19 protein-coding genes and 7 pseudogenes are annotated in these 20359 nt (G+C 36.1%); 23 read left to right on the top strand and 3 right to left on the bottom strand.

Annotated elements, in window-relative coordinates:
- The 3 genes from AXF17_RS02590 to AXF17_RS02600 all read left to right on the top strand — a co-directional run.
- Positions 1–845: AAA family ATPase (locus AXF17_RS02590; RefSeq protein WP_169711310.1), on the top strand; the 845-nt coding region annotated here is incomplete at its 5' end.
- 9 nt (positions 846–854) lie between these two features.
- A complete protein-coding gene (locus AXF17_RS02595) occupies positions 855–1217 on the top strand; it encodes a hypothetical protein (protein WP_094233683.1) in 363 nt (120 codons plus the stop codon).
- A 78-nt stretch (positions 1218–1295) separates the two neighbouring features.
- On the top strand, positions 1296–1910 hold the full coding sequence (locus AXF17_RS02600) for a DNA/RNA nuclease SfsA (RefSeq protein WP_157682537.1): 615 nt from the start codon (positions 1296–1298) through the stop codon (positions 1908–1910).
- 195 nt (positions 1911–2105) lie between these two features.
- Here the strand turns inward: AXF17_RS02600 and AXF17_RS02605 are convergent, their stop codons facing one another.
- From AXF17_RS02605 to AXF17_RS02615, 3 genes and pseudogenes are all read right to left on the bottom strand, one after another.
- Entirely contained in the window at positions 2106–3353 is a 1248-nt protein-coding gene (locus tag AXF17_RS02605; RefSeq protein ID WP_094233685.1) for an IS256 family transposase, read from the bottom strand.
- 102 nt (positions 3354–3455) lie between these two features.
- Positions 3456–3716: pseudogene (locus AXF17_RS02610) on the bottom strand (relaxase/mobilization nuclease domain-containing protein); the annotation flags it as partial.
- A pseudogene (locus AXF17_RS02615) lies at positions 3698–3826 on the bottom strand (plasmid mobilization relaxosome protein MobC); the annotation flags it as partial. The pseudogenes AXF17_RS02615 and AXF17_RS02610, both read right to left, overlap by 19 nt.
- Positions 3827–4125: 299 nt before the next feature.
- On the opposite strand from AXF17_RS02615, the gene AXF17_RS02620 reads away from it, so the two are divergent.
- The 20 genes and pseudogenes from AXF17_RS02620 to AXF17_RS02720 all read left to right on the top strand — a co-directional run.
- Entirely contained in the window at positions 4126–4764 is a 639-nt protein-coding gene (locus tag AXF17_RS02620; protein ID WP_094233686.1) for a TetR/AcrR family transcriptional regulator, read from the top strand.
- A gap of 129 nt (positions 4765–4893) precedes the next feature.
- Entirely contained in the window at positions 4894–5490 is a 597-nt protein-coding gene (locus tag AXF17_RS02625; RefSeq protein WP_004804330.1) for an MptD family putative ECF transporter S component, read from the top strand.
- Complete coding sequence (locus tag AXF17_RS02630; RefSeq protein WP_094233687.1) at positions 5480–6193, top strand: energy-coupling factor transporter transmembrane component T family protein; 714 nt, start codon at positions 5480–5482, stop codon at positions 6191–6193. Before AXF17_RS02625 ends, AXF17_RS02630 begins: the two co-directional genes overlap by 11 nt.
- A pseudogene (locus AXF17_RS02635) lies at positions 6178–7646 on the top strand (ABC transporter ATP-binding protein). Before AXF17_RS02630 ends, AXF17_RS02635 begins: the two are co-directional and overlap by 16 nt.
- Positions 7636–9426 (top strand): ABC transporter ATP-binding protein, encoded by a 1791-nt coding sequence (locus AXF17_RS02640; protein WP_009643542.1) that lies wholly within the window; start codon positions 7636–7638, stop codon positions 9424–9426. Before AXF17_RS02635 ends, AXF17_RS02640 begins: the two are co-directional and overlap by 11 nt.
- On the top strand, positions 9419–11164 hold the full coding sequence (locus tag AXF17_RS02645; protein WP_009643540.1) for an ABC transporter ATP-binding protein: 1746 nt from the start codon (positions 9419–9421) through the stop codon (positions 11162–11164). Before AXF17_RS02640 ends, AXF17_RS02645 begins: the two co-directional genes overlap by 8 nt.
- A 31-nt stretch (positions 11165–11195) precedes the next feature.
- A complete protein-coding gene (locus AXF17_RS02650; RefSeq protein WP_094233689.1) occupies positions 11196–12542 on the top strand; it encodes an MATE family efflux transporter in 1347 nt (448 codons plus the stop codon).
- Between the two features lie 249 nt (positions 12543–12791).
- Positions 12792–12998: pseudogene (locus AXF17_RS02655) on the top strand (sigma-70 family RNA polymerase sigma factor); the annotation flags it as partial.
- Positions 12977–13195: pseudogene (locus AXF17_RS09780) on the top strand (DNA topoisomerase); the annotation flags it as partial. The pseudogenes AXF17_RS02655 and AXF17_RS09780, both read left to right, overlap by 22 nt.
- An 81-nt stretch (positions 13196–13276) precedes the next feature.
- Positions 13277–13462 (top strand): AbrB/MazE/SpoVT family DNA-binding domain-containing protein, encoded by a 186-nt coding sequence (locus tag AXF17_RS02665; protein ID WP_009526446.1) that lies wholly within the window; start codon positions 13277–13279, stop codon positions 13460–13462.
- Positions 13463–13495: 33 nt separating this feature from the next.
- Positions 13496–13957, top strand: a pseudogene (locus AXF17_RS09900) (DUF1016 N-terminal domain-containing protein); the annotation flags it as partial.
- A gap of 33 nt (positions 13958–13990) precedes the next feature.
- Positions 13991–14542, top strand: a complete 552-nt coding sequence (locus AXF17_RS09905; RefSeq protein WP_330398550.1) for a PDDEXK nuclease domain-containing protein — start codon at positions 13991–13993, stop codon at positions 14540–14542.
- Between the two features lie 64 nt (positions 14543–14606).
- The gene (locus AXF17_RS02675) at positions 14607–15413 is read left to right on the top strand and encodes a class I SAM-dependent methyltransferase (RefSeq protein WP_094233690.1); all 807 of its coding nucleotides are present in this window, start codon (positions 14607–14609) and stop codon (positions 15411–15413) included.
- Positions 15414–15820: 407 nt separating this feature from the next.
- Complete coding sequence (locus tag AXF17_RS02680) at positions 15821–16897, top strand: Fic family protein (RefSeq protein WP_330398523.1); 1077 nt, start codon at positions 15821–15823, stop codon at positions 16895–16897.
- A 615-nt stretch (positions 16898–17512) separates the two neighbouring features.
- Positions 17513–18058: a hypothetical protein gene (locus AXF17_RS02690; RefSeq protein WP_094233692.1), complete on the top strand. Its 546-nt coding sequence runs from the start codon at positions 17513–17515 to the stop codon at positions 18056–18058.
- A 312-nt stretch (positions 18059–18370) separates the two neighbouring features.
- A complete protein-coding gene (locus tag AXF17_RS09400; RefSeq protein WP_094234722.1) occupies positions 18371–18631 on the top strand; it encodes a CD1845 family protein in 261 nt (86 codons plus the stop codon).
- A gap of 149 nt (positions 18632–18780) precedes the next feature.
- Positions 18781–19371: a hypothetical protein gene (locus AXF17_RS02705; RefSeq protein WP_094233693.1), complete on the top strand. Its 591-nt coding sequence runs from the start codon at positions 18781–18783 to the stop codon at positions 19369–19371.
- 56 nt (positions 19372–19427) lie between these two features.
- The gene (locus tag AXF17_RS02710) at positions 19428–19631 is read left to right on the top strand and encodes a hypothetical protein (RefSeq protein ID WP_157682538.1); all 204 of its coding nucleotides are present in this window, start codon (positions 19428–19430) and stop codon (positions 19629–19631) included.
- Between the two features lie 26 nt (positions 19632–19657).
- Positions 19658–20020 carry a hypothetical protein gene (locus tag AXF17_RS02715; RefSeq protein WP_094233695.1) on the top strand — a complete coding sequence of 121 codons (363 nt, stop codon included), beginning with the start codon at positions 19658–19660 and terminating at the stop codon, positions 20018–20020.
- Positions 20021–20132: 112 nt separating this feature from the next.
- Positions 20133–20359 (top strand): annotated as a pseudogene (locus tag AXF17_RS02720) (restriction endonuclease subunit S); the annotation flags it as partial.

Here is a 20359-nt window from a genome sequence, read left to right on the forward strand (position 1 = left end):
AACTCAGGGCACGAAAAAGCACTTTGGAAAGCATGCGTGCCGAAAGCAAAAAAGATGTTTTACAACTCCTCGAGGCGCAGCTTTCAACTTTGGATGTTGAATTAGATGATGCTTCTCGCCAGAGAAAAACAGTTCGTGAGGAACTGGAGAGGCATGGGGATATTGCAGAGCTTTCAAAAGATACAAAGGAAAATGCCAAGCAGCTTGCAACCTGCTACAAGAAAATAGACAATCTACGAGAGGGAATACAGCAAGAACAGGAAAAAATCAAAGAGGTTGAATCGGCCTTGGCAACACTTGAAGATAAGCTGAATAAACTCTCAACGGACAAAGAAACACAGACAGCAAAAAAGAAAGTAGAATTATGCGAGGCTATAAACAGCATTTTTGAGGAAGGAATTGCCTCTTATCGTGACAAACTGAAGCACGATGTTGAGCGTGATGCTACGGCTCTTTTTGTCCAAATAAGTAATGATCCAGATTATACCAGCTTAATGATTAATGACAACTATGGCTTGTTTATGGTTCATTCTTCCGGGGAGATAGTTCCTTTAAGATCTTCCGGTTTTGAACATGTTGTTGCGCTGTCTTTAATCGGAGCCCTACATAAGAATGCTCCGTTAAGAGGCCCGATTATTATGGACTCCCCGTTTGGTCGTTTGGATCCAACACATAAGAGCAAAATAACACAGGCACTCCCGCAGATGTCTGAGCAAATTGTTCTTCTGGCGTATACCCATGAAATTGATGAGCAGTTTGCTCGTGACACTCTTGGGCCGACCTTGAAGCGAGAATACAGACTGCAGCGTTATTCATCGTTCAATACCCAGATTGAAAAGCAATAGGAGGCTGTCATGACAGATTTAGTGAATATCCGCTTGTCGAAGGAAGCAAACGACATAGCTGAAACCCTTGTGGAAACCGGTAAATTTGAGAATGTTATCACAGCTACAAAATTTGCTCTTGCGTATGCACTGAAGAATTATTTTGAGGAATTCGACCCAGGTAATTATGCGGTTTCCGATAGCGGAGGTAATAATTACAATATAGGTACCGTTGATAAGGACGGACAGTTATCACAGCTGCTTAGGGCAATCTATCCCGGATTGGAAACGCCATATATTTATGCGAGGGCATTGATGGTCTATGGTCTCCTTAAGATTGGCGAACTAATTGAGACAAACGGAATGCCGGCTGTTAGCTCGTTATGTGATTGATGTTAACAAGCCATGCTCATAGAGAAAAAACTTACCACGGGCATATTTTGTTTTGAGTTAAAGAACAGATTCAGATGTATGGTCGATATACAAGGCGAACAGCATATCTGCTATGTCGCGTCCTCCAGCAGATTGTCAAATTTTATCGAGCTGTCGGATAAGACCGTATTGTTGTTGCCGCCCGGAGAAAATGCTGGGTCAACGGACTTCACATTATTTGCCGTAAAATATAGAAATAGCCTTATATTGCTGAACCTATCTCTGGTAAATGCCGTTTTAGAAGAGCAGCTTAAAAGGAAATGTTTTTCTTTTCTGGGAAAGCGAAAAGAGATTCTGAAAGAGCATAATTATAAGGGCTACAAGGCAGATCTTTTTATAAAGGATACAGAGACGGTAATAGAGATCAAGACGGTGCTTTCAACAGAAGAAGAGACTGTCTTTCCTACGGTACGTTCGGAACGAATCATACGCCAGCTAAAGCACCTGAATCAGCTTCTTGAAGAAGGACATAGGTGCTGTATGCTATTCGTTAGCTTAAGCCCCACGATACGGTCGATTGATCTAAGTAGGGATCCAGAGGTACACAGGCTGTTTAAACGCTGTGTTGAAAACGGACTTAGTTTCAAAGCCTTCAGGTTGAAAACCACAGAAGAGAGCATTATCGTAGGAAGGTCTGTTGAGTTGTGCTTTTAGTAACCATGATAGGCATAGTGCGGCTCTCCGGGGGAGAGTGTGTGAAACTTTTTCTGTAAATTAGCCTTCTGTGGTAGATTATTGAATGTATACCGCTGTTTGCAGGGAATACGCCTTTAGGTCAATATATTAAATTTGCTTACGCATGTCAAGAGAAGCCAAGCCATTAGGCTGGCTTCTCTTGAGTTATATAGGTTAATTTGATTCTGGCATTCTGCCTGGATACATTATACAAAATTCACCATATACCTTTGCCCAATCCCTTATTGGAAGATGCCATTTCTTCGTTGCCTGCATCGTAGATAGGTAGAGGGCTTTTAGCAATGCTGTATCGCTTGGAAATACGCTTCTCTGCCTGTTTAACTTCTTGTATGTGCTGTTTAGACTTTCAATTGCATTTGTGGTGTATATTACCTTCCGCACATCTTGCGAGAACTTAAATATTGGCGTTACAGCATCCCAGTTTTCTTCCCAGCGTTTCATAGAATTAGGATACTTACTATTCCATTTTTCAGTTACTTCATGCATGTTCTCATACGCTGTTTTCTCATCTGGCGCATGGTAGATGGTTTTTAAGTCACTTGCAAACGATTTCATATCCTTGTAGTTTACATATTTAAGTGTATTCCTTACCATATGCACGATGCATCTTTGGTATTCTGCTTCTGGATATGCTGTATATATCGCTTCTTTTATCCCTGCTAATCCATCTGCGCAAATGACCATAATATCTTCCACTCCGCGGTTCTTTAATTCATTCAGAACACCAAGCCAGTATTTGCTGCTCTCATTTTCACCTATCTGCAGAGATATTACTTCCTTCTTTCCATCTGCATTTATCCCAAGCATTACATATGCTGCAAGCTTCTTAATTACATGGTCTTCGCGCACAGAGAAATGAACCGCATATATGAAGACTATTGGATATACGCTATCAAGGGGTCTCTTTTGCCAGTCATCGATATCTTGCAATATCTTGTCTGTAACATTGGAGATGAAGCCTTCACTACAATCAAAGCCATAGATATCTTCTATCTGTTCAGATATCTGCCTTGTTGTAAGACCTCTTGCGTACATAGAGATTATCTTCTGATCTATTTCCGAGATGTCTTTTTGTCTCTTTTGAACAACCTGTGGCTCAAAGGTGCTGTTTCTATCTTGCGGTACTTCTAGTTCAAATTCTCCGTACCTACTTCTAACATTCTTTCTCTTAGTTCCGTTTCTGTAGTTGTCTTTCTCGCAGCGTTCATATGGGTCGTAGCCAAGATGTTCATCCATTTCTGCTTCCATCATGGACTTTATGGTTCCGCCTAGTAAATCCTTTAGTGCATCCTGAATGTCTTCTGCTGTCTCAATGTCATATTCTTCAATAAGAGACTGAATAATATTTCTCTTATTATCATTGAGTGGTTTGATTTTGTAGATATCTTTCTTCTTTGCCATAAAAATTCCTCCTATGGTGTTTTTATACTACCACAGGAGGCTAATTTATTCTTTAATTTACAGACTTTTTGTCACACACTCTGAATGTGTGAAAGGAGATGGTTACCTCTCCATCTCCTTGCCCATATATTTCTCATAATTTTTTCTGATTTGATACAGTTCTTTCATGTCAGATTTTGATGAAGAATACTCTTGCATTAGGGTATTCTTTTTTTCGTGAAGTAAATCAAGCTCTTTCAAAATAGCTTTAGAATTAGGTAGTTTGGAGTAAGATTTTTTTAGGTCTGCAATGGCATTTTGGTACAAGATAATCTGTGATTTGTACTCTTCATAGAATGCCTTATCAGACGGCTCTTTATTATGAAGTGGCTCATATTTTTACACTTCGCAAGTTTTCTTTTCTCCTCAAAAAGAGCCTTTTCTTCTTCTGTCAATTTAATTTCAAGTCGTTCATTTCGTATTCTATTTGCCATAGGTAAATCCTCCTTTGAATGTATTTCGGGGTCTTAGGGTACACCCTAACAAGTTAAAAATTGATAAAAAAAGAAGCAGATTCCAAAGGGCTGCTTCATCAATTTTTTCGTAAGTGTCCGTACACTCACTGTGCTTGCTACAAAAGTGTGATTAAGGTAGCAAGCATTAAGCGTGTATTTGATTTGTGTTTTATATTGTACCATATAAAAGTAAAATATTACAACTTTTATTCTTGAAATTTGAGATGGCAGGTAGTATAATATAACTAAGTTATATTTGAAGAAAGGAGGAGTAAATCGTGGCTAATGGTGATTACGAAGCAACTCATAAAAAAATATTGGATTGTGGAAAGAATATTTTTAAAACACAAGGATTTGAAAAAGCTAATTTAAGAGCAATCTGCAAAGCGGCGGGTGTAACTACCGGTGCTTTTTATGGTCATTTTGAAGATAAGGAAGCTCTTTTCACCGAATTAGTAGAGCCAATCGTGAATCAGATACAAAATTCTTATGCCATGTATGAAGATGAGAGTTTTGATGTTTATAAAAGAGAAAATCATATAAAGAAAGAAACTATTTCCAAGATTTTGGAATCAAAAGCACAAGGTGCTATTAAAATGGTTCTATATTTCTTTGAACATAAAGATGCATTTGAATTACTGGTCTTTGGTTCTTATGGAACAAAATTCAACAACTTTTTAGACGGAATTATTGAGAAAGAAGATAAAAATCACTTTGAAATTTTAAGTATGATATATGGAGCGGATCATGTAAATAATGTGATAACTAATAGAGGAATTCATCTAATCAACCATGCGTACTTTTATGCATTATCGGAAGTAGCAGTTCATTCTAAAAGTAAAGAAGAAGTGAAATTGAATGCAACTTTGATTTCAGAGTTCTTTAATGAGGGATGGAAAAAGATACGAGGAATATAGACAAATTTTTTTACCCGAAACATAACTTAGTTATATTTCGAGATCTCAGAAGAATAAAAATAAAACCGGATATTGTTTCTGTATGAAAATAGAAATATATCGAATTGAAAAAACAAGGAGGACAAAATTATGAATTTAAAAGGTATTGTAAAAATAGCAGTATTTTCTGTTATTGGGTTTGTATTAACAATGGGATTAGGTTTTTTGACGGGATCGTTTGGGATGCTTCCAAGTTTATATTTATCATCAGCCCTGCCAACAATTATTGTAGCACCGGTCTTTGTTATTATGTGTAAGCAGGTCGGGCAAAGAGGTACAGCATTTTTATACTTCCTATTGATGGGTGTTTTCTATGTTCTCATGGGAATGTGGCCAGTAATTGCTGTTTGTGCTATTGCAGGACTTTTAGCAGAACTTGTAATTGGTAAAAAGGAAAATTATGAAAATAAGAATATGAAGATTGGGGCTGCGTTTGGAGCAGGTATGTTCATATATTCCTTACATGCTATGTATTTTACGTTTGTATTTGGTGTAGAAGGACTTACAAAGCAATTTCCAAAGATGTTTACAACCGATTACGCAACATTCCTTTACAATTTTTACACACCTAAAAATATCTTGATTTGTTTATTGATTGCAATTGTGGCTTCAGTTATAGGTGCCTATTTTGGAACATATATTTACAATAAGTTTTTTAGTGATAGGAAGAAAAAAAGTGTTTTGTAGAGATGAAAAAAATAATATAAACAAATACCAACTATCAGACAAAATCAACCCGCTTACTATAGTTGGGTTGATTTTACTGTTTTCAGTTATTTTAACAGTAGGAGAACAATGGCAATACTTAATTTCACTTATTTTTGTTTTAGGACTATTATTCTTATTTTCAATTAAAAAAGCATTTAGAACGATATGTTCATTGCCTATAGTATGTGGACTTATTTATTTGCTGAAACCTCATTTAGGAAATGTTTTGATTGGTTCTATATATACAATGCTACTTATAGTGTTGAAGTTTGCTCCACTTTTCATCTTGGGAAGAGTTCTGTCTTCATATAGCTCTTCGCATCTAATTGCTGCATTTAGAAAAATTGGAATTGATGGTGGAATAGGTATAGGAATCACAGTATTTTTTCGTTTTATTCCGGAAATCTCTATTAGGATGAAGGAAATAAATAATGGTATGAAAATTAGAGGATTTAAAGCAAGCATTTTCAAACCAATTAGAACATTTGAATTATATTTTGTTCCTCTTATGTATAAGTGCATAGACATAAGTGATACCTTAACTTGTTCAATTATATCAAAAGGAATTGAATACGATGGGGAAAAAACAAGTTTTCATGAGGTGAAAATTACATTTATTGATATCTCAATGATAGTAGGAGGGTTGATTTTGTTGGGGGCGAGTTTATGGAAAATGTTTTAGAGGCAGAAATAAGGTACTTTCATTATGGAGAGGATTTGATATTAAAAGATTTAAAAATGTCTGTAAAAAAAGGCGAAATTGTAGTCTTAACAGGTCTTTCCGGATGCGGAAAAACGACACTTTTAAGACTGCTAAACGGACTTATTCCATCCTTTTATGATGGTGATTCTGACGGAGAAATCAAGATTTTAGGGAAAGATATAACGGCATATAAAAAGGGAGAGTTAGCTAAATATATTGGCAATGTGTTTCAAAATCCTAAAGATCAATTTTTTTGTGATGTGGTTGAAGATGAAATTGCTTTAGTTGGTGAAAATTTAGGGTTAGAGAAAAAAATCTTAAGAGAAAAAGTTGACGAAGCAATGCAGTTACTTGAAATAGAGTATCTAAGAAAAAAGTCTATCTTCGAGTTATCAGGAGGGGAAAGGCAAAAGGTTGCTATAGCTGGAACTCTTATCTATGATACGGATATTATTTTTTTTGATGAGCCATCAAGCAGTCTTGATTACGATAGTATAAAACACTTCAGTGAAATACTTCTCAGATTGAAGGCGATGGGAAAGACAATAATTATAGCGGAACATAGGCTCTATTATTTAAAAGAGATTTTTAGCAGATTGATTTATATAAAAGACGGTACAATATGTGATATTTTTCCGAATGGGAGTCTTAGTAATAATAAATGTAAGGAGCTTGAGTTAAGAACGCTTAATGAAAGAGAATTGGTATCAAAAAAAGAACCGATTGTGGCTAAAAGCTACATAAAATTAAATAACGCCTGTATCCATCAAGGGAAAAGAACCTTGATAGAAAACTTAACCTTTGAGATTGGTGAGAGCGAAATAATGGGAGTGATTGGGCCTAATGGTATTGGAAAAAGTACCTTAGCAAAAGCATTATGCGGATTATCTGAAAAATATTTAGATGTCAGCTATGGACAGAAACAAAAGGAAAGGCTTAGAAACTCATATTGTGTATTACAAGATGTAGATGCTCAGATTTTTTTAGACACAGTAGAAAATGAATTGATATTTTGTAAAGATAAAAACTCGGAAAGTGATTTAGAAAAAATACGAGAATATCTAAAAGATACAGACCTGTGGCATAAAAAAACCAATCATCCGCAGAAATTATCCGGTGGACAAAAACAACGATTGGCGATTATTACTTCGTTTTTATCCGGTCGTAAGTTGATAATTCTGGATGAACCAACATCAGGTCTTGATTATAAAAGTATGAAAATTATGTCCGATTTAATGACAGAAAAAGCAAAGGAGATTCCAATTATAATAATTACTCATGACTTAGAGTTGTTATTTAAAACCTGTCATTCCGTCTTAATGCTCGGCGATAAGGATTATAAAAAAATATCTGTAAAGGGAAATGAAGCGTTGATTATGGATTTTATGGATAAAAAGGAAATTTATTGAAGGAGAAAAACTATGTTAAATAAGGTTTTTGAATATGCAGGTTCGCATAAAAAATCAATTCACTTAGCAAGTTTTATTATGCTTATTAGTGTGATTATGGGTGTGCTACCCTTTCTATTTGCATATCAGATTATCAATCCACTTATTTTAGGTGAGCAATTAGAATTTGAAAGACTTGCTATTTTATTGATCAGTATTTTAGTTTGTTTAGTGTTGCAAGCTGTCTTAGGAGGTTTAGGTCTTAATGTATCCCATAAAGCAGCATACAACACGCTACTTGGACTTCGAACATCCTTACAGAAAAAAATGGAAGATCTGCCATTGGGTGTTGTTGAAGAAAAAGGGACTGGTACAATCAAAAAAATGTTCGTGGATGATATTGGCAGTTTAGAGGTGCTTTTAGCCCATTCACTTCCTGAAGGAATAGCTAACCTAATTGTACCTATTATGGTTTATGTTTCAATGTTTTTTATTGACTGGAGATTAGCGTTAATGTCATTAGCTTCTATTCCGGTTAGCATTCTTGCAATGATGATTATGTACTCTGTAGGCATGAAACAAATGGGACCATATTATATGGCAAGTGGAAAAATGAATAATACCATTATTGAGTATGTAAACGGTATGGAAGTTGTAAAAGTATTTAATAAGCAAACAGAGTCTTATGAGCGCCTTTCTAAAGATATCAGTAATTACAGAGATTATGCACTCGCTTGGTATAAGACGGCATGGCCATGGATGGCGTTATACAGTGCTTTACTTCCATGCACGATTATTTTAACATTGCCGCTTGGTGGTTACTTTGTATACATGGGCTATGCAAGTCTTTCTAACTTAATACTGATATTATGCCTTTCTTTAAGTATAGGATTACCACTACTGAAAGCTCTTGGATTTTTACCAACTATGCCACAGTTAAATTATAAGATTTCTGCTTTAGAACAAGCCTTAAATATGGCTCCTTTAAAACAGGGAGAAAATGATTTTAAGGGAACAGGGCATACTATTTTATATGACAATGTTATCTTTGGCTATCAGTTAAGCAAGATGGGAGAAAACGGACAGCCTGAAACCTATATTAAGAATGTTATTCATAATGTTAGTTTTACGGCAAGAGCCGGTGAAAAGACAGCGATTGTTGGCGAATCCGGTTCAGGAAAAAGTACTTTGGCTAAACTTTTAATTCATTATTATGATGTTTTAGATGGAAGCATAAGTATTGGTGGACAAGACATACAAGATATAAGATTGGAATCACTCAACAAACAAATTTCTTATGTAGCACAAGACCAATATCTATTTAATACCTCGCTTTTAGAAAATATTCGTATTGGTAATTTAGCTGCTAGTGATGATGAGGTTATTGAAGCAGCTAAAAAAGCTCAGTGTATGGAATTCTTAAATAGACTTCCGGATGGTATTTATTCTTTAGCAGGGGAAGCAGGAAAAATGCTTTCAGGTGGAGAAAGACAAAGAATATCGTTAGCGAGAGCTATTTTGAAGAATGCTCCGATTGTTGTACTTGATGAGGCAACAGCCTATGCAGATCCTGAAAATGAAGAGAAAATGGAAGCAGCTATTCGTGAACTTGTAAAAGGGAAAACCTTAATTGTTATTGCACACAAGTTACCATCTATTGTAGATGCAGATCAGATATTAGTTATGGATCATGGTCATTTAGTTGCAAATGGAAAGCATAAAAACTTATTAGAATCTTCAGCAGAATATCGCAAATTATGGGATGCGACACTATTTAGTAAAGATTGGAAAATCAGCAGAAAGGAAGGTGAAATGAATGTTTAGACTAATTTCAAGAATTTTAAATTTATCAGGTAAATACAAAAACAGAATAAAGTCCGCATTTATATTTGCCTTTGTTGAATCTATATTAAGTAAAATGCCGATATTTATTGCATTTACCGTTTTGATTGGATTTTATGAAAAAACGAATACCTCCAAAACTTTTCTATATGTAGGAATAGGACTTGTTTTAATGGTTTTATTACAAGCTGTGGTTCACTTCTTAAGCGATAAATTACAAAGTGCAGCCGGATTTATGATTTTTGCTGATAAAAGAATGGAGCTTGGGAATCATCTTAGAAAGCTTCCGATGGGATATTTTACAGCAGGTAATTTAGGAAAAATAAATTCTGTTTTAAGTTCGGACATGGCTTTTATTGAAGAAGTTTCCATGAGTACGATTGCCAATATGATGAGCTATGTATTATCAACGCTTGTGCTAACAGTATTCATGTTTGTTTTAGATTACAGAATTGGACTGATTGCGGTGTGTGTAACACTGGTTGCAACATTGCTTGCAAATAGCATGAATAAAATGTCTTTATCTGAAGCGGTTATTAGACAAGAACAAAGTGAAAAACTCACCGATGCAGTTTTGTCATTTGCTGAGGGGATCAGTGTTATTAAAAGTTACAACCTTTTAGGCGAAAATTCTAAATCTCTTACAGATAATTTTATATCCTCAAAGGACACATCTATAAAATTTGAAAATAAAATAACACCATGGACAACCGGTTTAAATATTATTTATGGAATTGGGATTACATTTATTTTAGCAGTGGCTTTATATCTTAATCATCAAGGAACTTTGGGACTTCCATATATGTTGGGGCTTATTTTGTTTGTGTTTGACTTATTCAGCCCTTTAAAAACACTTTATGGTGAAGCGACAAGGCTTACTGTAATGAACGCTGCATTGGATCGTATTGAAGAAGTGTTAAATGAAACTGAACTGCAAGATGTGGGCAAAAAACATATTTCAAAATCTGATACCTCAGAACCTGAAATTTGTTTTAATCATGTTAAATTTTCTTATGGTGAAAAAGAGGTCTTGCATGATATGAGTTTCAAAATGAATAAGAATACAATGACGGCTTTAGTTGGACAGTCCGGGGGAGGTAAATCCACAGTAGCAAATCTTTTGACAAGATTTTGGGATGTAGACTCCGGTGAAATTTTGATTAGAGGAGTGAATATAAAGGATGTTTCACTATCTGAATTGATGTCGGAAATCAGTATGGTTTTCCAGAGAGTTTATTTATTTCAAGATACGATTTTTAACAATATTGCCATGGGGAAAGAAAATGCAACGAAAGAAGAAGTTATAGAAGCAGCCAAGAAAGCAAGATGCTATGATTTTATTATGGCACTTCCTGATGGATTTGACACAATGATTGGAGAGGGAGGAGCAACTTTATCCGGTGGTGAAAAACAAAGAATTTCTATTGCCCGTTGCATGTTAAAAGATGCTCCTATTGTAATTCTTGACGAGGCAACAGCAAGTGTTGATGTGGACAATGAAAGCTATATACAGGAAGCAATTAGTGAATTGGTAAAGAATAAAACCTTATTAGTTATTGCTCACAGATTAAATACGATTAGGGATGCCGACAATATTGTTGTAATCAAGGAAGGGAATATTGCAGAACAAGGAACGCATAATGAGCTAATTGCTTTAAATGGGATTTATAAGAATATGGTAGAACTACAAAATAAAAATAATGGCGTAAAAATACTGTAAGAATATATTTGTAATAAATGGAGGTAAGTACTTGAAACAGGATATGAAAGAACAACTACTGACCAAAAGGCCGATAGACTTACTCTTTCAGCTATCAGCTCCGGCGGTAATCGGAATGATAGTCATCGGTCTATATCCCTTGATGGATGGGATTTTTGCCGGAAAAATTATAGGACAAACAGCAATGACCGCTTGTGGTGTTGCAATGCCCCTCACCTTTTTTAACAGCGGTGTTTCAACCTTGCTTGGTGTAGGTTCTGCGTCTGTCCTATCACGAGCCATTGGAAAAGGGGATCAGAAAACTGTAGATAAAATTATGGGTAACTTAATCTTTTGGGTGATTTTGTTCTCTGCTATCATCACAGTCGGAGGAATCCTCCTCGCACCACACTTTTTAGATATGGTCGGTGCAACAGGTGAAATTAAAGCCTATGGTATCAGATACCTTAGAGTGATTTTTATAGGTTCTCTATTTGTGAATTTTACACAGTCTGCCAATATGGTGATGCGTGGCGAAGGACTGATGAAAAAAGCCATGCTGATTATGGGATTTGGTGCTTTGCTTAATATCATACTTGATCCGATACTAATGACCGTTATGGGCGAATACGCTATTGAAGGTGCTGCCCTTGCTACGATTACAGCACAGTTTGTTCAAGCTGCTGTAACACTACATTATTTTTTGAAAAAGAGTAAGGTTGTTAAAATTTATAAGATACAGTCTGATGCGGAAATCAAAAAAGAAATGTTTTCTGTCGGTTCATCCGCTATGATGATGCAACTTCTGTTTATGATTCAGCAGACCATGCTTTATAAAATGGCATTTAAATATGGTGGAGATCCGAACGGAATTTTGATGGCGGCATCGCTTCGTGTATATGCCTTTTCCTTTATTCCGCTTTGGGGAATGAGTCAGGGGCTGCAACCTGTTGTTGGTACAAACTTCGGAGCAAAACAGTTTGATAGAGTAAGACAAGGTATGAAGGTATTTTCTATTGGAGGACTTATCCTTGCAGCAATCTTTTGGCTTCCATCTTTACTGTTTTCAAGTCAGATCCTTTCCTTGTTCGGTGTAGAGGCAAGCATTATTGCACAAGGAGTAGGAAATTTCAGATTGTTCTATTCCGTATTTATCTTGTACGGCGTGATGGTTATGACGATTACATTCTTCCAATCAATCGGAAATGGAAAGAAAGCCGGAATGATTGTTATGCTTAGACAGTTATTCTTATTTGTTCCTGCAATGATCTTTTTGCCAATGGCATTTGGAATAAAAGCGGTATGGTTCACACAACCGCTGGTAGATTTCATTATGATTACTGTTGGAATACTTATGATGCTTAGTGAACTTAATAAAATGGGGAAAGACAAAGCATAAAGATAAGGACATTTGATATAAAAGCGAAAATAATCAAAAGAGGCTGAGGGTATGGATGCTATTTATCAATAATGAATGGAGGGAAAGGGAGATGAACAAGTGTATAAGTTTCCTTGTAGAATTGAAATGGAATAAAAATACTCCTTTTTTCTATAATCCTTGTAATTGTCTGTGCTTACGCATACTCTCTTAAACAATTAAATACATTTCAAAAAAGAACGAATTTCGTTCATTTTAGAGGACTTCAAAATGAAAAAAGAATTTTATCTATATGTAAACGGACAAAAGGTAAAAGTCAGTGAGGAGATATACAAAGTCTACTGGCGGGAAAGAGAACATGAAAAGTATTTAGAGCAGGTGGACAGAAAAAACCACTTGCTCTTTTTTTCATCATTGGATTATGACGGACACTTTGTAGATAATATTGTTGATGAAAAGGTTTTGTTGAAAGAGATAAGAAAAATCTTGTAGCTACACATAAAGGGATCAGCCTTGTAGCAATAGTATCTGATACATTTAAGTCGTCAGAAACAACTGCAAAGTGGGAAATGGAATTATCGGATATTGCAAGCGGTAAATCTTCAAAGGAAGAATTTTTGAAAGGTATTGAAATGGAGATAAATGAAGCTGTTTTGAAATATAGAAGTAAGTAGCCACTAATTTCAGAGTAGAAAAAATGACTTAAAAATGCTATAATCTTTTTGTAGGGAAAGTAGGAAATGCGGAGGTACTTTATGGCGGAAGTATTTATAGATAATGCGAAGGTTATGGCAAAAGGACAAGTTACCATTCCAAAGAAAATTAGAGACATATTAGAAATTGAAAATGGAGATTATGTAACTTTTATAGTAGATGAGGGGAAAATACAAATTGTTAATTCAAAGACTTTCATCGAGGATAATATACAGAGTAGGAAATAAATTGTAGATGTCAGATGCCGATAGGAGGAACTTATGGATAAAGAAAAGACTTCTTTGCAAAATATTAACGCAGAGAAAAACAACAATCCGTTTGAAGAGATTGTTACGATTGTAGAAAATGCAAAAGATCGTGCATATAGAAAAGTTAATGAAGAGTTGATCTTAATGTATCAAGAGATAGGAAAATATATTAGTAAAAAAACTGAAGAAGCATCTTATGGCTCCGGATTTGTTGATAATGTGGCAGAATTTTTTTCGACTAACTATCCTGAGCTGAAGGGATTTAATCGTAGAGGACTTTACAGAATGAAGTAATTCTACGAGTTATATAAAGATGATGAAAAAGTGTCACCACTGGTGACACAATTGAGTTGGACTAATCACTTGAAAATAATGTCAGCTTCTAAAAGCCAAGAAGAGAGAAGATTTTATATTGAATTGGCAGTAAAAGAAAGATATTCAAAGCGTGAGTTGGAAAGGCAGATGGATAGTGGTTACTATGAACGCTTTATGCTTTCAAATGGCAATATGTTGCCGGCAATTCAAAAAGCAAAACAAGAAACACATAATTTATTTTTAGACAAATATGTTTTAGAGTTCCTTGATGCACCAAAGGGTGGTAACGAAAGAGATTTTCAAAAATCAATACTTGAGAACTTGAAGAACTTTGTTTTAGAAATTGGAAAAAATTTTTCCTTTATAGGAAATGAGTATAGGGTACAGGTTGGAAATCATGACTATTACATCGACCTGTTATTTTATCATAGAGGACTGTCATGCTTAGTTGCATTTGAACTCAAAATTGGAGAATTTAAGCCTGAATATATAGGAAAGATGAATCTCTATTTGGAAGCATTAGATAGAGAAGTTAAGAAACAAACGGAAAATCCAAGTGTCGGAGTTATTCTTTGTGCATCAAAAGATGATGAGGTTGTAGAATTTGCACTTAGCAGAAGTCTTTCACCAACAATGGTATCGGAATACACCTTAAAACTGATAGATAAAAATTTATTGCAGAAAAAGCTGAAAGAGTACACTGAAATTGCAGAGGAAAAAGTAGAAGCAAATGAGGAAAAATGAAAAAGGAATACTATAGGAGAAGCTTTGATTTGCAGGCAATTAAGATGAAGAAAGGAGTGAAATGATGAGTGTTGAAAGCATACTAAATGGTGTGGAAGATACCCTGTATATCCCGCTTGTAGGAAGAATATATGCAACAAAAAAGTTCCCTGAATTTTTCTATGATGAAAAGGCTTTATCTTTAGAGTCACATATACCGACAGACAGCATAGACAAAAACAGCAACGAATATTTTTATATGGCGAGTGTTTGTAGACAACAGACAATAGATGAAAAGATAATTAGTTTTCTTAAAGATAATCCTGATGGAAATGTAGTGTTTTTAGGTGCAGGTTTAGAAACTGCTTATCATCGTATAGGAAATAAAACTGCCAACTTTTATCAAGTAGATTTGCCGAGTGTTATCGAAATTAGAAAAAGAGTGCTTGGAAATGGCAATAACGAAAATTTTATTTCAGGTGATATGTTCAGGCTTGATTGGATTAAAGAAATAGATACAACACTTCCAACACTGATTTCTGTTTCGGGTGTTTATCAGTATTTTGATGAGTCTAAAATTATAGAGATGATTAAAAAGATGAAAGCTCAAATTCCTAATGGAGAATTAGTCTTTGATGCTACAAATTCTAAAGGGTTAAAACTTGCCAATAAATATGTGAAGAAAACGGGAAATACAAATGCACAAATGTATTTTAGTGTAGATAACCCAAAGGAATTTGCAAAGTATACGAACACCAAGCTTTTAGAAGTAGATGGATTTTTCCAAAAGGCATTAAAGGATTGTCATGGATTAAAGTTAAGTACAAAAATATATATGTATTTTGCAGATAGATGGAACAGGACACTGGTTGTACATTTAAGATTTAACTGATAGAATTTTCTATATATTTAACAGGAACATATTAAACTTATTTTAAATAGCAGTAAGTTGCAATACACAAAATTTAGAGGTGATTAGAGTAAAATCTAACACCTTTTTTGTTTGTAAAAAAGGGCTCTATAAACTTTTTAGGGGTTTTGTAAAAATCACCTTTAACGAAGTTTGGGGTGTTTTATGAAAAAAGAAAGACGATAATTATTTTTACACATTGAATTGATTATCGTCTTTTTAATTGGAATCAAAGCTGTCTGGATTATTAATTGAATTGAACCGCCGTATGCCGAACGGCACGTACGGTGGTGTGAGAGGGGCTACTTGTTAGCCCCTACTCGATTTATCCAACCGATTGATTTTTCGTCCAAAATCGAGTATAATTGGACGAAAAGGAAGAACGCTGGATGAAAGGAGTTCTTATGAGATCGTTTGATTATAGTAAACTGACAGAAAAAGCATGGGATACGGATATCCTGAACCTTGTAGCTAAAATTCACGAATGTAAAGGAAGACAGGATTTATTCATTCGCCAGAAGCCAGTAGAACTGGATCGTCTGGTTGAAATTGCTAAGATTCAGAGTACTGAAAGCTCTAACAAGATTGAGGGCATCGTTACGACAAGCACTCGTATGAAACAGCTTTTCAAAGAAAAAACAACTCCAAGGAATCGTGATGAAGATGAGATTATGGGTTACAGAGATGTTCTGAATACCATCCACGAAAGCAATGAATATATTCCAATCCGTCCTTCTTATATACTCCAGCTCCATCGAGATCTTTTGAAAAGGGCAGGTTTTTCTTATGGTGGACATTTTAAGAATGTCCAAAACTATATCAATGAGACAAAGCCGGATGGGACGGTGTTTACCAGATTTACTCCGATTGCCCCTTACGATACTCCGGATGCAGTAGAGAATCTCTGCAATGCCTATGAACAGGCTATCGCAAATGAGAAAATCGATTCCTTAATTCTTATTCCGGCATTTATATGCGATTTCCTATGTATCCATCCATTCAATGATGGAAACGGGAGAATGAGCAGACTGCTTACATTACTTCTTTTATATAAGAATGGATATAGTGTGGGAAAGTATATCAGTATAGAAAAGCAGATAGAGAAAACAAAGGATTGGTACTACGATATGCTCGAAGCGTCTGATGCCGGATGGCATGAAGAGGAAAATGATCCGACGCCTTTTATCAGATATATGTTACAGGCTATTCTGGCTTGCTATACAGAGTTTGAGGAAAGAGTCGGATTAATGACTGATACCGGAAATGGAAGTACTGCCTACGACATCGTCAAAAGATATACGGAGGAGAAGATTGGAAAATTCACCGGTGCTGATGTTGTAGCTCATTGTCCAAGCATAGGAAGGTCTTCAGCCCTTGCAGCACTAAAGAAGCTTACTGAAGAAGGACTTATCATCCGAGAAGGATCAGGAAGAAGCACGTTTTATGTTCGTGCCGACAGCAAATGATTTTCGTCCAATTATAAACTGATTTGGACGAAAAAAGTTGCAGTTGGATGTAAAAATAATGCGGGGAAGCAATATGCTGATATTCATAGATAGTAATATTCTTTGTTCCAATTATCGTATGAAAGGGTCGTAATTTGAGGTGGCGCAGAGAGTTGGCACGATTGTATTAGGACAAATTGTAGTTGATGAGGTCTGTAATAAATTTAAAGAAAACCTTATGGAGCAGGTGATGAAGGTAAATAATGCGCTTCGGGATTTAAACAAAATGCTACCTGATCCTCCGGTTTCTTTGGATGAAATAGATGTAGAAGAAAAATGCAACGAGTATAAAGATTTTTTGGAAATGCTCATCATTGAGAGCGGCATGACAGTTGCTGAAGACTATCCGGATATTAAGCATGAGATTGTTGTGAAGAGAGCCTTGCAACGAAAAAACCGTTTAAAGCAGACGGTAGCACAGGATACAGGGATTATCTTGTCTGGCAAACATGTTTAGAGGTTGCACGAAGATATGACAGTGAAGAAATCCATTTTATTACTGAAAACACGCGGGATTTCGCAGATCAAAATGACAGAGAGAAATTACATCCGGATCTGCTGGAAGATCTATCGGAAATGAAAATTTCAGAATCACGATTCTTTTATTGGAACAGTCTGAAAAACTTCATTAACAAATATGCGAAACAGAAACTCGATATAATAGAAGCACATGAAGTTCTTGTAGATGGAATTGAAAAGAACGAAATTGGATTCCTTGTACCAGTGCGGGATTTTGTGAGTTCAAAAGTGATAGGTTGCAGTCTGTCAGGATTTGATGTTTTAGTTCCCGGGGGAAGTGAAGTGCTTAAAGAGCTTTCATCTGATGTCGGACCGCAAATAGAGGACATATCCGAACTTGATAATGACAGATTACTGCTTGGAATAACTATGGATTGTATCGGCGTGGTCACATCTGTGATAAACAGTTCTGATATAAAAGAGATTGAAGAATACGAAATGGATGTGGAAGTTATAGATAAAAATGGGGACATATGCAATCTTGAGACCACGTTGGGATTACAGGTGCAATTAAGGGCTGTTTACAGCAAAAGCAATAAAGTGATTACATCTATTGAGGTCGATGATATCGATGACTACAACTGCCCTTATTGCCCGTATTAACGGGTTGATATGTTCCCGACGACAGGCATTTTGTAGATATGTTTCCGCATACAGACGGAAATTTGGATATGTTTCCGCAGACGGGTGACATCCATACTGCTGTCTTGGGGCATGTTGAGTGCATAGCGTTGATACAAAGAGTGAAATCGTGAAAATCCTGCATTTTAAGCAGTTTTACAAACATTATGTCTTTGATGAAGATGGTGACGGAGGACGAAAAAAGTCCTAAAAAATTATATTGATGTGAATGTTTGCATTTATATGGTGTGTGGAGATACAAAGAATGATTTAGGAAGCGAGGAATAAGAATTGATTATGTGGATAACGAAAATAATACTGTTTCCAATCAGCTTGCTGCTTAGTATCATCACTGCATTTCTAACATTCTTGTTTAGTATAGGAATGGCGTTACTGTATATCATAATGATAATCTGTGTGTTTGTAGCATTTGGTCCATTCTTTATGTTATACAATCCAAAAGCAGCAATAGAAGCACTTATTATCGGATTTTTATTAAGTCCCTATAGGCTTCCGATGATAGGAGCGACTGTGATAGCATTTATTGAATTTTGATTTGACAATTCAAGGGGAAAATATAAGGATAAAATTGTCATTCCCGGGACAGAAGGACATCCTGATTATGAGTTCGGCAACTTGCTTTGTTTTATGATAATACAAAGCATAGGCAAGGATCATTTGGCCTGTAGTAAGGAGATTACGAATTGAGAACTGTTGATGAAGAGACAAAAAAATATATAGAAAGCATAGAGATCAGCGATATTCCCTGGAATAGACTGCCCACGATATACGGCAGGGCGACGGATTTTCCCAAGTACCTCAACACCCTATCCCAAATGGATAATTTGGATGATGTGATGCGTGACGGTGAGGAGATAGCCATAAATATAGAACACCAGAGCACTTTATTACATGCTACACCTTTTGCTATGGTATTTCTTCTCCGGATTTTCCGAAAGGCATATGAACAAAAGGAGACAAATGATATTGCAGCAATACTGTTTGATGAGCTACTGGAACTCTTTATGTATATAGCAGAGTCAATTTATGACTCCTTTGAATACGATCACGACGATCCGCTCCCGCATTTTGCCGACATGCTCAAAGAGGAGTATCTGTGGTCGGAGGAATATGACGAGGAAGCGGATGCAGAAAGATACGAGGAAGACAATCTCTTTCCAAACGATCTGTTCTACAGCTTTTATTACTATTCCTATAAGGTTTTGCTTTTATCCAAGTCAATAATAGAGAATTTACAGTCGGAGAACGCAAAAAAACTGCGTTCATGGCTATAGAAGAAGCCGACACATGTAAAGCGTGTAATTCAAAAGCGGAGTCAGTGAGGTGTTTTATGGCGGACAAAATCCAGATCAGAAAAGGCATTGTAGAGGATACCTTGATTGTGCCGCTCTATGGGTGGAAACTGTGTGTAGAGCAGTTCCCGACACTGTATCAAGATCCATACGCCACAAAAATATGCGAGCGCCTCAACTACGATTTCTCACAGTTACAGGGGAAGGAAAAGAGCGTCTTATATCAGTATGGTGCACTGTAAGGCGCCATGCGAGAGAAAGATATGATATGGGAGATTACGGACTATCTGAAGACCATTCCCAAGCGGCTGTCGTAAATCTCGGCTGCAGATTAAATATGACGGGGAGAAGGGCTGACAATGGAGCTTGTCGCATTTACAATCTGGATTTTTCGGATGTGATCAAATGCCGCAATGAGATCATACCTGCAGGAGAAAGGGAAGAAAATATTGCCTGTGATCTGAATGATTTTTCCTGGATGTATCAGATAGATACCGGGGACGGGGCGGTTTTTTATGCGGCCGGAGTATTTCATAACTTTAGCACACGGCAGGTCAAGGCTATGGTCATTGCTATGGCGGAACGATTTCCGGGTGGCAGATTAGTCTTTGATGCACTGAATAAATTCTGAAAAACTAAACCGGGAGTCCTTGCTAACGGTTTTCAAATCTTCATTGATGTTAAATTTGATGAAGAAAGGCTGTTCAGGAACAATCCTAACGAATATTGCAAAAGAGGAATTTGTGAAGCTTCCTATTCCTCTCTTGAAACAGGGTGTTCAAGACGAAATCGCAAGCTATATCAAGCAGAGTATGGAATATTCAAAAAAGGCAAAAGACCTTTTGAACATTTCTACGGAAGCCGTCGAAATAGCTATTGACAAAGATGAAGAGACGGCACAAAATTTCTTAGACAGACAGACAGACAGACAGACAGACAGACAGACAGACAGACAGACAGACAGACAGAC

This window comes from Mogibacterium pumilum (assembly GCF_002243385.1).
Classification (GTDB): Bacteria; Bacillota; Clostridia; order Peptostreptococcales; family Anaerovoracaceae; genus Mogibacterium; species Mogibacterium pumilum.

Excerpts from the sequence above, each read along its gene's own strand:
- AXF17_RS02680 (WP_330398523.1), top strand. The coding sequence starts at position 15,821 with ATGAAAGGAGTTCTTATGAGATCGTTTGATTATAGTAAACTGACAGAA.
- AXF17_RS02605 (WP_094233685.1), bottom strand. The coding sequence starts at position 3,353 with ATGGCAAAGAAGAAAGATATCTACAAAATCAAACCACTCAATGATAAT.
- AXF17_RS02625 (WP_004804330.1), top strand. The coding sequence starts at position 4,894 with ATGAATTTAAAAGGTATTGTAAAAATAGCAGTATTTTCTGTTATTGGG.
- AXF17_RS02640 (WP_009643542.1), top strand. The coding sequence starts at position 7,636 with ATGTTAAATAAGGTTTTTGAATATGCAGGTTCGCATAAAAAATCAATT.
- AXF17_RS02600 (WP_157682537.1), top strand. The coding sequence starts at position 1,296 with ATGGTCGATATACAAGGCGAACAGCATATCTGCTATGTCGCGTCCTCC.
- AXF17_RS09905 (WP_330398550.1), top strand. The coding sequence starts at position 13,991 with ATGTTGCCGGCAATTCAAAAAGCAAAACAAGAAACACATAATTTATTT.
- AXF17_RS02690 (WP_094233692.1), top strand. The coding sequence starts at position 17,513 with ATGAAAATTTCAGAATCACGATTCTTTTATTGGAACAGTCTGAAAAAC.
- AXF17_RS02710 (WP_157682538.1), top strand. The coding sequence starts at position 19,428 with ATGGCGGACAAAATCCAGATCAGAAAAGGCATTGTAGAGGATACCTTG.
- AXF17_RS02675 (WP_094233690.1), top strand. The coding sequence starts at position 14,607 with ATGAGTGTTGAAAGCATACTAAATGGTGTGGAAGATACCCTGTATATC.
- AXF17_RS02665 (WP_009526446.1), top strand. The coding sequence starts at position 13,277 with ATGGCGGAAGTATTTATAGATAATGCGAAGGTTATGGCAAAAGGACAA.
- AXF17_RS02715 (WP_094233695.1), top strand. The coding sequence starts at position 19,658 with ATGGGAGATTACGGACTATCTGAAGACCATTCCCAAGCGGCTGTCGTA.
- AXF17_RS02645 (WP_009643540.1), top strand. The coding sequence starts at position 9,419 with ATGTTTAGACTAATTTCAAGAATTTTAAATTTATCAGGTAAATACAAA.
- AXF17_RS02595 (WP_094233683.1), top strand. The coding sequence starts at position 855 with ATGACAGATTTAGTGAATATCCGCTTGTCGAAGGAAGCAAACGACATA.